This is a genomic window from Polaromonas vacuolata (assembly GCF_012584515.1).
Lineage (GTDB): Bacteria > Pseudomonadota > Gammaproteobacteria > Burkholderiales > Burkholderiaceae_C > Polaromonas > Polaromonas vacuolata.
This window is the reverse complement of sequence record NZ_CP051461.1, coordinates 2,081,453-2,094,871: the sequence shown is the minus strand read 5'-3', so window position 1 is coordinate 2,094,871 and position 13,419 is coordinate 2,081,453. Positions and strand designations below refer to the sequence as shown.

Sequence of the window (13,419 nt, the reverse complement as noted above, 5' to 3'; positions counted from 1 at the left end):
GTGGAGACAAACACAACATTCTGCTAAGCGCAGATTAAAGGTAAGTGTACTTATGGAATTTTCTGTTGAAAGTCTGGAAACCCCCGCGCTAACCAAAGCTTTTCTTGCTGAAATGCTGTTCGATCAACTAGGCCTAAACAAACGTGAAGCCAAGGACATGATTGATTCGTTTTTTGTTCTCGTCTCGGACAGCTTGGTTGACGGGAAAGATGTGAAAATTTCGGGTTTTGGAAACTTTCAGATTCGTACAAAATCGCCGCGTCCTGGCCGTAACCCTAGGACCGGCGAGGCAATACCTATTCAGGCGCGCAGGGTGGTTACTTTTCACGCCAGTCTCAAACTTAAAGATCAGATTCAGGGCGGAGCCTAAGTGCGCTGACAACTTCAAGGTGGCAAAAATCAGTGTCAATATCCTTTTCTATTGAGTTAATATGATTGAATTGTTTGGATTTAACCTGTCCAACAATCAAAGAAACCAGCTTGAACGCTACGTTTTTAAGCGCGTCTTCAAGCTCAATTAGATAATTTTTCCTCAACGTGCTGATGGATTTGATTAAACCCCTGCCCACTCTTCCTACTAAGCGTTATTTCACTATTGGCGAAGTTAGTGATTTGTGCGGAGTCAAAGCACATGTGCTTCGATACTGGGAGCAAGAGTTCACCCAATTGCGCCCTATGAAAAGGCGAGGTAATCGACGTTACTACCAACACCACGACGTTTTAATGATTCGTTGCATACGGGATTTGCTGTATGACCAAGGTTTCACTATCAGCGGCGCGCGAAACAAATTGATAGAGTTAGCTCAAACTCAAAATAATAAACACTCAAACGAAGCGCTATTGTTTGGCTCCCTTGACATCGGTCCTCGCGAAAAAACAGAGCAGCTTGCGCTTGAGGAAAAAATCGCTACAAATGATCTTTCGCCTCAATCTACACAGCATTTTCAAGCCGTTGAATTTTCATCAATAAGCATAGAGCCACATCGGCTAGAACTTCTGCGACAAGAGTTATTTGAAATCCGTGATTTGCTAAGTATTCGCTGCTAATACAAGCATTTGCACAGGCTATAATTATTATCTTCGGTGTGTGGCGCAGCCTGGTAGCGCACTTGCATGGGGTGCAAGGGGTCGGAGGTTCGAGTCCTCTCACACCGACCATATGAATCAAGGACTTAGCTTTAAAAAAAAATTGTGTCTTTTTTTATTTGGTCCTGAATGTTCCGTTGTCCCAACCATTGTCCCAACTACAGTAAAAGCTAGAGAGGATTTTAAATCCATCCCTAACAGAAATCATTACGTTAACTGCGAAACAAGTTATTAAATAAGTGCAACTTGAACTTAGTCAAAATCACGACTGTATTTTTTAATTTGTAGGGTTGAGGAGGGTGTCCTCAAACCTGAGGACACCCTCCTTAGTCATATAAGGTAATTAATTTGGCGTTATCTGACCTTACCTCTGGAATCCGTATCCCTAACGGAGATCATTAAAAGACCAATTTGGTTTGCGCCGCTAGTCCTTTATTTACAAACTGAATCGTATTGTCCTGGGTTCTTTTCTCGCAACCCAAAAGCTGACAACGAATCGTATAGCCTATGCTTGGGTCAGCGCAATTCCGGCAAACGGTCATTTCCCGATTGATAGCAACAATGCCCTGACCGCTATGAAAGTTGCTATTTTTTTGATGTGACAGTTTTAGCTAGGGGGAGGACAAGTGCCATGACACTCATGGCGCTATCAACAAACACCAGAGTAACGCCAATATGACCCAATTCTTTTACCTTGCTAGAGAACGCCTCAATAATGAAAAAAGGTGCTCATCTCAAATTTAGCGTTGTCTCTAAGCATCTCTATGAGGATGGGTTACTGCTAAATACAGCGGCATCACGTTTTGATTGTCGTTGCTACGCTTCATGTTCGCGTAAGTGCTCGCCAAGTGCGGGTCGCTGACATCGTAAACATCTTGGCCTAACCATCCTCTGCCTTTTCGATTGGGGTGGTCGATGTCGAAGGACTTAACATCGTCTCGGGTGCCATGGTAGAAAACGACTGGGCTACCTTGCGCATTAACGGGTCCACTTCGTTGGGGTCCAGTGGCGGTATTGGCAGGCTCTCCAGTAGCTGCTCCAGTGTCATTTTGTTGAGTGGATTGACCATAATTGCTACTGTACCAGCGTTAAATTCCGGAGTTTCCGTCTGGGGCTGAACTGTGCTCTTGTTGATGTCGCGTTGATTGATGTCGAAGTTGCCGTTGTTGCAAGTCGCTGACTTGATGCTCGCAGAGTCAAACGCAATGTGCTCGGGCGGATTTGCACCATTGCCGTCAAATACCACTCCATCATTCACTTTGCGGTCCAGCTTCTGGAGGGCGACTTGCTTTGCGCCAGAAAACGGCATCCCACGCTTTTGCAGTCTCTTGACGTCGGCCGTGATGTTCAGTGGGTCCTGCAGGCGGATATATGCGGCGGTGACGCTGCCGCAAGGTGTCTTAATGCCGGCACGAGGCGCCCGCGTGTAGTCGGCTGCATTTTCTACACTGTCTGTAAAGTAAACGTCATTAGGCCCTGTGCGCGTACGCACCGGCTCTATTTCTGGATTGAACTCGGTTATACCTCGCTCAATGCTGCCGTGATAGGCGACCTTGGGTGAGCCATCTTTTTCCACCATCTTGCTGTCACCAAATCATTGTTTTGGACCTAGTCAAATTAATGGGCAGCAGAGTCCTCTAAAGATTGGTAATACAGATTTTCAAAGTTAAGTGGGCTTAGCCAGCCAACGGTTGAATGCCTGCGAATGCGATTGTAATAAGCCTCTATGTATTCAAAGACTGCCTGATTAGCTTGGCTTTCGGGTCGCAAAGTATTCACCTTCAATAGCTTACTTTTTCAGTGTGGCGAAGATCGAATCTGCTACGGCGTTAACTTGAATCTGCCAACAATTTCCGCGCCTACTCATGCTTTGAATAAGTAAACTTTCCCTGAGTATTTTGCGGTACGCGTTCGACACGTATTGCGATCCCTGATCGGTGTGAACCATCACGCCAGTAGGTTTTCCTCTGGTGAGAATTGCCGCTTGCAATGCATCGCACACTAACTTGCTATCAATTCGCCCGCTCATCTGCCAGCCTACAACAGCGCGACTGTACAAGTCGATCACCGTGGCCAAATACAGCCAACCCTGCGCAGTGCGTATATAAGTAGTGTCTCCAACCCAAACCTGATTGGGTGCGCACACTTCGAACTGGCGCTCCAGCAAGTTAGGCGAGGCTAATTTGCCGTGATTAGAGTCAGTTGCGCGTTTAAATTTTTGACTGCCTTTAACGCGCAAACCCAAATAATGCATATGCCTACCGACGGTGTGCGCGCAAGCGTTAAAGCCGCTATCAACGAGCTCGGTGTGAATGCTTAGTGGACCCACTCTCGCTTTATGCACTTCATGTGTCGTACTGTAGATACGAATGGCATGGTGCAGATCAGTTGCTCGCTGTGGGCGAGCAAGCCATGCGTAGTAGCACTAGCGGCTAACCGACAAAGCCGCGCACAGAGCGGCCATGCGGTAGGCGTCCAAGTGAGATTTCATAAACGTGTACTTGGCAGACTTGGATTTTTCACGAAGTACACGTGCGCTTTTTTTAGTATGTCGTTGACCTCTCGTAAATGCGCGTTCTCACGCTCAAGCGTACGAAGTCGTTGTTGATCTGTTGATAAGGCCGCGCTGGCGGTAACGCCGATGCTAGTGCGGTGTATACGCATCCACTTGTCTAACGTAGAGTAGCCAACGCCAAGCAGCTTGGCTGTGTTCGCAACGGACTGCCCTGGGTGATTTAAAACGTGTTCGACTGCTTGCTGCCTGAACTGTTCACTGTGATGTTTGCTCATGAATTTCCTTTTCAAGGTTTGATTTAAACCTTTAGAGGAACTCTTCGTCTACTTTTTTGACTAGGTCCAATACGACTTCAGTTAAAAAAATTATGCGCAATGAGAACCTCGGTGGGGAGGAGGTCATTAGCGTAGCTGCGTGCTTTTGTCAAACCATCGTTAAAGCGCAGGAACTAGTTAATTCTTTAAAAACCATATCGAAAAAGACTCATAACACTTAGTTTTTGTACGATTGAAAAAATATTTTTAATCTTTACATAACGATTTTTATTGGTAAATAAACCTAATAAAAAAAGATGTTTTTGTTGAACTATCAATCTTTTCTTTGACTCAGTTTGCTACTAAATACATAGCAATAAACCATTGGTAGTGTTTGTTCCTGCGGCTTTTGTCCATATTTATACCTAAAGTAGGCGTACAGTTCGAGGTGTCGGTATGCAAAAGACAGCATGGTGTGCAACTACACACTGTGGGACTAATGTAAAAAAACCTCGGGTACGAACCGAGGTTTTCTCCCGATGTCCGAGGACGCCGGTGTCATTGAATCACTACATTTCAATTATATCGCTGAGATCTCAGGATGATTCGTGTGAAAACCCGATTAATCATCAAGAGTCAAGGTAAAACGTCCACGGGCCTTTCTTAATTAATTTGAAAGGATCCTCGATGATCAAAACACTTAGTATTTCCCCATCGGACGCACTGCTCCGCCTTCCGCAGGTTTTATTGCTCTACCCAATTTCTCGGAGTGCTTGGTTTGCTGGAATTAAAACAGGACGTTTTCCGTCATCCGTCAAAATCTCTACACGCTCCGTTGCATGGAGAAGTTCAGATATAAAAGTTTTAGTTGACTCCCTGAAGTCAATCTAAAGGACTTCAAGATGAATAAAAATTTTCATGTCATTTATCTAAAGTGCCTGTTTATTACCGCTTGTTTTTTATCTGATTGCTGTTGGTTAACTAAGCGTGAATTTTTCTGCTTACTTTGGCGCGGTTGCCGTTTTAGTGGCCATTACTTCAAAAATTTTGCTTCCATCGGTATGATTTTTATTTGTCAGAAGGGCAGTAAAAATGCTAACTCCTGACTTTGACGCCATACCTATGGAACTCCAAAAAGAGCCACGTTGGGTTGTGTGGCGTGACAATAAAGTGCCTTTTTGCTCGACTTTATTGAACAGTAAGGCCAGCGTCATAAATCCTGATTCTTGGTCTTCTTTCAATCAAACGCAAACTGCCTATGAAGAAGGTGGTTATCTAGGTTTAGGATTTGTGCTCAACGGAGATGGAATTGTCGGTATTGATTTAGATAAATGTGTCCATGCTGGAGAACCAAGTCCAGCCGCTTTGCAATTACTTGATCGTATTAACTGTCGCTACGTTGAGTTTAGCCCCAGCGGCACTGGTCTACGCGGTTTTGGGTATGTGAAGGGTAAGCCTATTGCTGGGACAAGTGGCCAACTGGATGGCGTAAACGTGGAGTTGTATGCCAATTTGCGTTATCTAACCGTTACCGGTAAGGCGATTCTTAACGGTCCGATTGCCTCTTTAAGTGGGTTTGATGATTTAGCCAACGCTGTTCGAGGTCAACTTCTACAGAAGAGAACTGAAGTTAACAAAGGCAATCTTCCGTCTCCTTCAGTACAACTTCTGTCCTCTTCTGTAGGTACGTTAACAACAAATATGCCCACAGAGGAAGGGCAGCGTAATCGTTGTCTTTTTGATTTAGCTAGATACCTGCGCGGCAAGATGCCTGATGCTAGTAAGGATGAGCTGCGTGAAGTAGTCATGCAATGGCACCACAACGCATTCAATGTAATCGGCACAAAAGATTTCGCCGTTTCGTGGGCGGATTTCCTAAATGCATGGGAAAAAATTCGTTATCCTTTTGGTTCGATCTTGCAGCCTGTTATCGATAGCATCGATCACATTAATCCAATACCGGCAAGAATTTTGATATTGGGATATCAATCAACTGCTCTTCGATTAATTAGGATTTGTTCTGCTTTACAAATCAAACAAGATCCCGAGCCGTTTTTCCTTGGGGCTCGTCTAGCTGGTGATCTTATTGGCGTTCACTTTGTCGAAGCCGCCAAGATTCTGAAGGCTTTCGTAAAGGACGACGTGCTGACATTGATTTCTACAGGCTCCGGACGAAAGGCCAGTCGCTACAGAATGAATTTGTCTATGCAAGAAAAGTCTTGGTGACACTGAAATTACGAATAAATGTAAAGCGTGATGACAGTCGCCGCACTCGCCTGCAGTCTTGCTAAGGCCAATTACAAATTTAATCCTTAAGGAATTTTCAATGACATTAAATGTGCCTAAACCCAGTCCAGCTCTAATCTGTGTTGTTTGCGGAACAGAAGCAACAGCAATTAAGAAGTTTGAAGGCAGAAAAGTTTGCGATGATTGTGCCGAAATGGGGCATGATGGTAGTGATGGCACCACTCTTGCAGTTAAATTGCAAATTAATTCGCAGCGTGACAAGGCTCAGATTGTCCGTTCTAAATATAACGGAGGCGAAGTCGATGAGATGCTTGAAGATAAAGCGGCAGGTTGAGAAGTTATACCAGAGCATGATTTGGCGCTTAGAGATACGCTCGCTACGCCGGATGCAGCAACGTTAGATACTTCAGCAAACCGACTAGAACTCGTTACCAGTATTGGAACTAACGTTGCTGCCATGGCTCAGGATGCGGCTCAAACGGTAGGAGCATCGAACTCTTTAGAAAAAATATTTTGTCATCAGCTTGCGGTTCTCCACAACACTTCCATGCAGATGATGTTTAAAGCGACACTTGAATCTGACCCAGTAATTGCCATGCGAAATATAAATATTGCCATCAGGGCTGTAGAGGTCTTTCAACGTGGCGCGGTTAACTTACGAAAGCTGCGGGTGATAACCAGCAATTAATGCGAATTGAACATGTTCATGTTTCGCCGGGGGGTCAAGCGATAGTCGGATCCGTATTGACAGGGAAAAATGTGAAATGAATGCAAACCCCTTGCATGCTATTTGAAATGCGCATTGCAGGACAACTGGTCAACCTTGCAAGAGTAGGCCAATGCTCGAAAAGATACGTTGCAGAATGAATGGGGGTGGCAAAGGAGGGCGCCCTCAAACTACTGGACTTCACACGAATAAAGCTAGAAATGCCACGAAAAGGAGAGGAGAGATTGGTCGATTATTAAGGGATCTAGATACTCAGTTACGCGATATAGATCAATCGCTCGTTGCTGCAGCAGGACTGAATCCAACCGGCGCAAAAAACTGCCGCTATACCCAGACGTCAACGATACGCAATTGATGGCGTAGTTTGTAGCACATAGCGCAGCTGATCGACTGCAGCGTATTACCGGCTTACTTTGTAACCAACAACGATCCATTCTGTCAGCGCTTATTGAATTCTGACTTACCGGTGGTACGGACAAAAACTTGGACTGGTTTATGCCACCAATTTGAGGCTTTGCCGGTACTCAATGGGACTGAGCGAGCAAAGAGATATCTTGATTCGCTTTTCGTCATACCAGCGTACTTAAGAGTCAACGATTTGGATGAATTCTTCGATAGTGATGTCCATCTATTTTCGAGGGTAAAACAACTCCGCTTTCAATCGCCCGAAGAAGCCTTCGCAGGCTGAGTTGTCCGGCGAACAGCCTTTGCGTGACATTGGTCGAATCAGCTTAAAATCGAATACCCGTTAGAGCCACCCTGGCCAGCGATAGTGGGCACCACGGTCAAAGTTTATGATTGGCTTGCTTTCGCAGGCGACAACTGTCTCAATAGATGCATCCAACATGGTGTTTACCAAGTCGGAATTCCGGCGTGTGCGAATGGTCCAACTGACGAACAGACAATCGAAACAGTCGATCAGGGGTGATAGGTATACCTTTCCAGCAGGGATGTGGATCTCCGTGATGTCGGTAAGCCATTTCTCGTTTGGGCGACCGGCGTAGAAGTCCCGATTACTAATGTTCTCTGGTGCAGGGCTGATTTCAACAAGGTAGGAGCCGTGCCGACGCTTTTTATTGGCGGCAATGACCAATAATTCCTGCTTCATCAGGTTTTGGATGACCTTCTCTGAGATGTGCAGGTGGCGTTGACCCAGTGCTCTGATCGTTGAACCAATACAGCGGTCGTGTTCAAGGTAATGCTGAACGGCTACTTGTATTTGCTCGGCAGTGTATTTCCGCTTCGAGCGTGCATAGCCGACTTGCAAATCGCGACTTTGCTCGTACTCCCGATAACAGCCAATCAGTGAATTCTTGGTTGGGTAGCCCAACTGGCGAATGGTCGTATTAAAGCGTCTTCCCATTTTGATATACAGCTTTACAGCCCGAATTCTTTCTGCGTATGAATACGTGAACTACCTCCAAGTAGTCCAAGTTATTAACCGCACCCCCAACGGCGGGGCATCGGTTCTCCTGGCTAAAAGTTGATTGCATAAACGATTGTTTACGAAACCCACCAGCATCCATATGATTTTCCGGGTGGATGGTGCTAGCAAAAAGGTATTGCATATTAGACTGCAATGGCAACAGGGCTAATGCAATTTCCCGCTCTTCATCATGTTTGTCGCGTTGGGGATCTCCCTGATTTTTTCGGTTGCTATGCTTGCCGCAATCTCGCATGCGGAGGTGGTTCGCCCCGGCATGTGAACTGGCTGTGATTTTTTAGGAGGAAGTCATGCTCGTTGGATACGCCTGGGTTTCAACCCAGGAGCAAGACACTGGGGCGCAGATTGCCGCGCTGACTGCGGCAGTATGTTCCCGCATCTATGAAGAAACAGCATCGGGCGGCCGCTGGGATACGCCTTAGTTGGCACGGTTGCTTGACCAGCTCCGCAGTGGTGTTCTGGCAGACAAACCGGCAAGTACGGGCGCGGCGAGCTGGCTGCGGGCAAAGGTACTCCAACAGTCAACCCAAGGAGCTCCACACGGTGAAAGTCGAAAAAACGATGACCAAGAGAGTCGCAAACAATTTCACGTCTAATGCAACTTCAAATAATGCAACCCTAAACGCAACTGCTAAACAGCCAGCTAAACACGTTATGTCAGCACTTAAAGACCTTCAGGCACTTACGTTTGAAAGCAAGGCTGGAGCCACGATCCCCCAAGCTAAAGCAAAGACAGCTGCAAAAGCATCCATCAATGCGGCCATGGTCATCAGTGCCTACCAAGGCAACATCATGGGTGAGGATGTGGACATCACTGAGATGGTGACAGACATACAGGGCAAGTTCAGGGAAGTTGCTGATGATGACCTGTCCAACCTATGAGCGCTATAGCTTCATGTACGAACTCTTCGAACCCATGCGAGCCAGCCTGGTGGGCGGTAGCCTTAGCCTGCAGCAACTCGTGACGCTCCTGAAGAGATAAAGGTGTTGCGGCTCACTCCCATTTATGAGGTTGTAAGCCCAACCCCGCAAAATCTTTAGACTTGTGAAAATGCTGACACCCAGCGGTAAAGAACCGTCTAAACTCGATGCTGCTTACAGGACTGCTTGGTCGGTACTTGGCAGCTGGCAATGAGAAGATGCTGGACTTGCTCAGGCGGATTTCACCGGCGGCGTGGCAGCATCTGCATTTCCTAGGGGGCACAGGGCGCCGAATTTAAAGTACGCTAACCCGCTTGTAAAGCGTCGTCCTGGACACGCCATAGCGCTTGGCCAAGTCAGTGACTTGGCATTGAGGATCGGCCATCAATACCTTGATCTCCCTGATCTGCTTCTCTGAGAGCTTTGCAGGCCTGCCGCCAACCCGGCCACGCGCACGAGCTGCCGACAATCCCGTATTGGTGCGCTCGCGAATAAGGTTGCGTTCAAACTCTGCCAGCGCGGCGAACACATGGAATTGCAATTTCCCGGAAGCGCTGCCGGTGTCGATCTTCTCGCTCAAGCTCTCAAACGTGATGCCCTCACGCTCCATGTCGCCAATGATACTCACCAAGTCAGACAGTGAACGGCCCAGCCGATCCAGCCGCCACACCACCAGCGTGTCGCCACTGCGCAGGGCTTTGCGACAGTGTTCCAGCTCGATGCGCTGTGACGACTTGCCCGAGGCAGTTTCTTCGTAGATCACCGCACACCCGGCCTTTGTGAGCGCATCGCGCTGCATGTCCAGATTCTGGTCATCTGTGGAGACGCGGGCGTATCCTATTCGTTTGTGTGTTAGTTTAACCATACGTTTAATTTACTTTGATTGATGAATGAGTAAATTAACACATAAGGGGCAAAAAAGCGGGCCGAAACCTTCTTTTTTGGAGTGTCAACTAAACGACCGTTTTTTGAACACCTTGACTGTCAACTGATGGCAGTTAGTTGTCGATCACACTGTTCCTCAATAGCGATCATTTGGCGGGCAAAGGTGGGCCCATCACATCTTGTCCCGCATTCCCTTAACGCTATAGCGCGTGCACCAAACTTAATCGTTTTTTTGATCCAGAATATAGATAGCATTGGAGCGCCACCGGATTTCATGGAAAAATTTATACCTTTTTATTTGCACAGCCGGTGGACCTAAAGGTCAACACACATGCGGGTTTCGCCTCTTTTTCAGTAAAGATGTATCGTCAAGCGCAGGATGTATTAACCGGTGTTTGCGGTCTACATTACGTTAGGCAATTTAGGAGCAAAGAGTGGTAACCAGAAAAACACCCGCACACCCTCTGCCAAAGGTACTACTTGAGCTGGCGGTTACGCGCGAAGACGAAGCTGCAAGCACGAATTGAGAAAGGACTTGAGCTAAAGCAGAGAAGGGTTGATACAAGAGAAGCTTTCGAGTCCCTATCGAATGATCACAGTAAGTGGAACTCCTTCAACTCCGAGCTGCTGACGCGCATATTCACGACTGATGAGCTTGCCGATGAGTATGGCTTTTGGAGTGGAATGGCAATCTCAATGCATGAGCCGTCTCTTGGCGAGAAAATCGCCAAAGTCTACAAAGACGTCGACAAGAAGATCCATCGCCTGGATTCCATTATCGAACGGTGAGAACTGATACCGCTCAATTCCGCCGCAACTACCGTACCGGCAGTGGAAGCACCGGCTACCGCAGTTCGAACCAAGCGAGTGTTTGTGGTTCATGGGCGAGACGACGTGGCGAAAACTAGCCTCGAGGTCTTTCTGCATGAGATCGGGCTTGAACCGATCGTCTTGCATCGTCAAGCCGACGAGGGAATGACAATCATCAAGAAGTTTGAAAAGCACAGCGATGTTGGGTATGCCTTCATTCTTCTAACACCTGATGAAGTTGCCTATCTTGCTTATGAAGAAGGTAAGCCAGACGGCGAGCGAAATGAGGAGTTTCGTACAAGACCGAACGTTATATTTGAGTTTGGTTACTTCGTTGGAAAACTTGGCCGTTCTCGCGTGTGTTGCCTTTACACGGGGAATGTATCTCTGCCAAGCGATGTCAGCGGAATGATTTACAAGCGGTATGAGCGAAGCATCGAAGAGGTGGCGTACAGCGTGATTAAGAACCTGAAGGCGTCTGGATACGCAGTTACCTAACCCCTCCTTTAAGCGGACGCCTGACGGCGCCTGCTGGCGCCGACGCGATTTTGACCCAGGTGCCGACTGTGGACTGACCCGGGTTATTTCCTCGCAACTCCAGGGCTGGCAACGAATCGTATAGCCGATACATGGGTCAGCGCAATTCCTGCACATGGGTCAATTCCCGACTGGCTGCTACACAACATCTTCAGCAGTAGCGCGGGTTGCAGCATTGTCACCGCTATCAAAACTCATGAGTTCGGGTCGAACGTTTTGAGAACCATTTTCAATAGTCACACTGCCCGTATCGGCTCTGGAAAGGCTGCTTTCTCAAGGCTTAGCCTCAAAAACCTTCGTTTGCGAAAAGCCTCAACTAGCTAACGTACGATTTTTCCCGAATTCTGAGGGGACCCTAGAATTGAATCTGTGTAAACAATCAACAATTATTTAAAAAATTTAATGCAACTTAGTTGCTTTAACGATACTAACGCCATTAAGTTGCGTTAGCATACAAGTGTAATTAGTTTACGTTTTTTTATTAAAAAATAGGCATTGCATAAAAAATAATTCACATCTTTTTTAAAAATCAAAATTTAATCGTTTGTGTTGTGTGGTGCTAAGCGGCGCATAGCGATAAAAATAATCACGCTAATAGCGACGGTTAGTTATTTCAGTCTGATATTAAAACCATAGATTAATTTTTTCTGGGTAAAAAATCCAGTTGAAGGAACATGAATTAGCACGCTACTTGTAACGATAAGATTTTTTAAATGATAGTTGCTCGCTAAATTGCAGACTTCTATACATCGTGCAAAGTTTATGGTGTTAGAGCTATTGATATCAACGACATTGGCAATGTGTATTTCGATTTAATACGCAATAGCCTGCTCAACGTGTCAACACCCAAGTTTTACTTGGAGAGTTCAACGGTTTTTTTATTTTTTCATTGCAATCAATTTCTTCTTGTTGACGGTCGCTTCTAGCGACTGTCGACTTTAAATACTTACAACTTGAAATTGCGTTGTGTGTTGTTTGAATTTTTACTCTTTTCTATTTAACAAAGTTATCCCTATGAAGAAACTATTTAGATTATTCCTCAAACCAATTGTTGTGCTGGCAATCTGTGCATTGGCTAATGTCAGCAATGCTGCGGACAAAATTCCAGTTTTAGCCAGTTTCAGTATTTTGGGAGATTTGGTGCGCGTTGTTGGTGCTGACCGCGTTACGGTAAGTGTGCTTGTCGGCCCAGATGAAGACGCGCATGTATTTGAGCCAAAGCCGTCTGACGCCAAGAATATTCTGCAAGCGCAACTGTTGGTTACCAACGGTTTAGGTTTTGAGCATTGGGCACAAAAACTAATCAAGTCATCAGGCTACAAAGGGCTAGTTGTCGTCGCGAGCCAAGGCGTTATAGCCCAAAATATGCCAACTGAAAAAGGCGATAGCGTGGAGACTGATCCACACGCTTGGCAAGATCCATCCAACGTGGCGATTTACGTACGTAACATCGCTGCCGCACTGAGCAAACTAGACCCCGCAGGTGCCAGAATCTACCAACTCAATAGCGAAGTCTATACCAATGAACTGAAGGCTTTGGACGCTGACGCCAAAATACAAATTTCACTCATACCTGTTGCCAAGCGAAAGGTCATCACCTCGCATGATGCATTCGGTTACTTTGGTGCACATTACGGGATTAAATTTTTGGCACCTCAGGGTATTTCAACAAATATTGAACCTAGTGCTAAACAAATTGCGCAACTAATCCAGCAGATCCAAATGGAAAAAATTAAAGCTATATTTTTTGAAAATATGAGCAGCTCAAAGTTGCTTTCCCAGCTGAGTAAAGATGTTGGCGTCACAGTCGGACCTGAGCTTTATGTTGACGCCCTATCTAAAGCTGATGGCCCTGCCACTAGCTACTTAAAACTGATGCGCTACAACGTCACCCAGTTAGTCGCCGGCATGAAGAAAAACTGACATCGTATGTATTTAAGTTTTTTACTCTTTATTAATTCCCAGCTTGCGCAAGTTACAACTGATCTACAAA

The 13,419-nt window shown here is 46.2% G+C and carries 15 protein-coding genes, 1 tRNA gene and 3 pseudogenes; 12 read left to right on the top strand and 7 right to left on the bottom strand.

Going from position 1 to position 13,419, the window contains the following annotated elements:
- Nucleotides 1-52 precede the first annotated feature (52 nt).
- The 3 genes from HC248_RS09605 to HC248_RS09595 all read left to right on the top strand — a co-directional run bounded on the left by HC248_RS09605 (nucleotide 53) and on the right by HC248_RS09595 (nucleotide 1,158).
- Nucleotides 53-370 (top strand): integration host factor subunit alpha, encoded by a 318-nt coding sequence (locus HC248_RS09605; RefSeq protein ID WP_168922307.1) that lies wholly within the window; start codon nucleotides 53-55, stop codon nucleotides 368-370.
- Nucleotides 371-549: 179 nt separating this feature from the next.
- Nucleotides 550-1,047 carry a MerR family transcriptional regulator gene (locus tag HC248_RS09600; RefSeq protein ID WP_168923773.1) on the top strand — a complete coding sequence of 166 codons (498 nt, stop codon included), beginning with the start codon at nucleotides 550-552 and terminating at the stop codon, nucleotides 1,045-1,047.
- Between the two features lie 34 nt (nucleotides 1,048-1,081).
- Nucleotides 1,082-1,158, top strand: a tRNA-Pro gene (locus tag HC248_RS09595).
- A 680-nt stretch (nucleotides 1,159-1,838) separates the two neighbouring features.
- Here HC248_RS09595 and HC248_RS17970 read toward each other — a convergent pair.
- From HC248_RS17970 to HC248_RS09570, 5 genes and pseudogenes are all read right to left on the bottom strand, one after another.
- Nucleotides 1,839-2,006, bottom strand: a pseudogene (locus HC248_RS17970) (hypothetical protein); the annotation flags it as partial.
- The gene (locus HC248_RS09585; protein ID WP_168922306.1) at nucleotides 1,967-2,665 is read right to left on the bottom strand and encodes an ADP-ribosyltransferase-containing protein; all 699 of its coding nucleotides are present in this window, start codon (nucleotides 2,663-2,665) and stop codon (nucleotides 1,967-1,969) included. The pseudogene HC248_RS17970 and the gene HC248_RS09585, both read right to left, overlap by 40 nt.
- A gap of 38 nt (nucleotides 2,666-2,703) precedes the next feature.
- Nucleotides 2,704-2,865, bottom strand: a complete 162-nt coding sequence (locus HC248_RS17965; protein WP_168922305.1) for an IS3 family transposase — start codon at nucleotides 2,863-2,865, stop codon at nucleotides 2,704-2,706.
- Between the two features lie 10 nt (nucleotides 2,866-2,875).
- Nucleotides 2,876-3,499 (bottom strand): annotated as a pseudogene (locus HC248_RS09575) (IS3 family transposase); the annotation flags it as partial.
- 74 nt (nucleotides 3,500-3,573) lie between these two features.
- Complete coding sequence (locus HC248_RS09570; protein ID WP_168922304.1) at nucleotides 3,574-3,876, bottom strand: transposase; 303 nt, start codon at nucleotides 3,874-3,876, stop codon at nucleotides 3,574-3,576.
- 666 nt (nucleotides 3,877-4,542) lie between these two features.
- Here HC248_RS09570 and HC248_RS09565 point away from each other — a divergent pair.
- The 4 genes from HC248_RS09565 to HC248_RS09550 all read left to right on the top strand — a co-directional run bounded on the left by HC248_RS09565 (nucleotide 4,543) and on the right by HC248_RS09550 (nucleotide 6,790).
- Nucleotides 4,543-4,746, top strand: a complete 204-nt coding sequence (locus HC248_RS09565; protein ID WP_168922303.1) for a helix-turn-helix transcriptional regulator — start codon at nucleotides 4,543-4,545, stop codon at nucleotides 4,744-4,746.
- Nucleotides 4,747-4,947: 201 nt separating this feature from the next.
- Complete coding sequence (locus HC248_RS09560) at nucleotides 4,948-6,081, top strand: hypothetical protein (protein WP_168922302.1); 1,134 nt, start codon at nucleotides 4,948-4,950, stop codon at nucleotides 6,079-6,081.
- Between the two features lie 100 nt (nucleotides 6,082-6,181).
- Nucleotides 6,182-6,436 carry a hypothetical protein gene (locus tag HC248_RS09555; protein WP_168922301.1) on the top strand — a complete coding sequence of 85 codons (255 nt, stop codon included), beginning with the start codon at nucleotides 6,182-6,184 and terminating at the stop codon, nucleotides 6,434-6,436.
- Nucleotides 6,437-6,457: 21 nt separating this feature from the next.
- Nucleotides 6,458-6,790 carry a hypothetical protein gene (locus tag HC248_RS09550; protein WP_168922300.1) on the top strand — a complete coding sequence of 111 codons (333 nt, stop codon included), beginning with the start codon at nucleotides 6,458-6,460 and terminating at the stop codon, nucleotides 6,788-6,790.
- Between the two features lie 532 nt (nucleotides 6,791-7,322).
- On the opposite strand, the pseudogene HC248_RS09545 reads toward HC248_RS09550, so the two are convergent.
- A pseudogene (locus HC248_RS09545) lies at nucleotides 7,323-7,988 on the bottom strand (IS3 family transposase); the annotation flags it as partial.
- Between the two features lie 575 nt (nucleotides 7,989-8,563).
- On the opposite strand from HC248_RS09545, the gene HC248_RS09540 reads away from it, so the two are divergent.
- The gene (locus HC248_RS09540) at nucleotides 8,564-8,695 is read left to right on the top strand and encodes a recombinase family protein (protein ID WP_168922299.1); all 132 of its coding nucleotides are present in this window, start codon (nucleotides 8,564-8,566) and stop codon (nucleotides 8,693-8,695) included.
- Nucleotides 8,696-8,816: 121 nt separating this feature from the next.
- On the top strand, nucleotides 8,817-9,155 hold the full coding sequence (locus HC248_RS09535; RefSeq protein WP_168922298.1) for a hypothetical protein: 339 nt from the start codon (nucleotides 8,817-8,819) through the stop codon (nucleotides 9,153-9,155).
- A 334-nt stretch (nucleotides 9,156-9,489) separates the two neighbouring features.
- On the opposite strand, the gene HC248_RS09530 is transcribed toward HC248_RS09535, so the two are convergent.
- Nucleotides 9,490-10,059: a recombinase family protein gene (locus tag HC248_RS09530; protein WP_168922297.1), complete on the bottom strand. Its 570-nt coding sequence runs from the start codon at nucleotides 10,057-10,059 to the stop codon at nucleotides 9,490-9,492.
- 500 nt (nucleotides 10,060-10,559) lie between these two features.
- Between HC248_RS09530 and HC248_RS09525 the strand changes: the two genes are divergently transcribed.
- The 3 genes from HC248_RS09525 to HC248_RS09515 all read left to right on the top strand — a co-directional run bounded on the left by HC248_RS09525 (nucleotide 10,560) and on the right by HC248_RS09515 (nucleotide 13,349).
- On the top strand, nucleotides 10,560-10,868 hold the full coding sequence (locus HC248_RS09525; RefSeq protein ID WP_168922296.1) for a hypothetical protein: 309 nt from the start codon (nucleotides 10,560-10,562) through the stop codon (nucleotides 10,866-10,868).
- 42 nt (nucleotides 10,869-10,910) lie between these two features.
- Nucleotides 10,911-11,387 (top strand): nucleotide-binding protein, encoded by a 477-nt coding sequence (locus HC248_RS09520; RefSeq protein ID WP_337778938.1) that lies wholly within the window; start codon nucleotides 10,911-10,913, stop codon nucleotides 11,385-11,387.
- A gap of 1,053 nt (nucleotides 11,388-12,440) precedes the next feature.
- Nucleotides 12,441-13,349, top strand: a complete 909-nt coding sequence (locus tag HC248_RS09515) for a metal ABC transporter solute-binding protein, Zn/Mn family (RefSeq protein ID WP_168922295.1) — start codon at nucleotides 12,441-12,443, stop codon at nucleotides 13,347-13,349.
- Nucleotides 13,350-13,419: the final 70 nt, after the last annotated feature.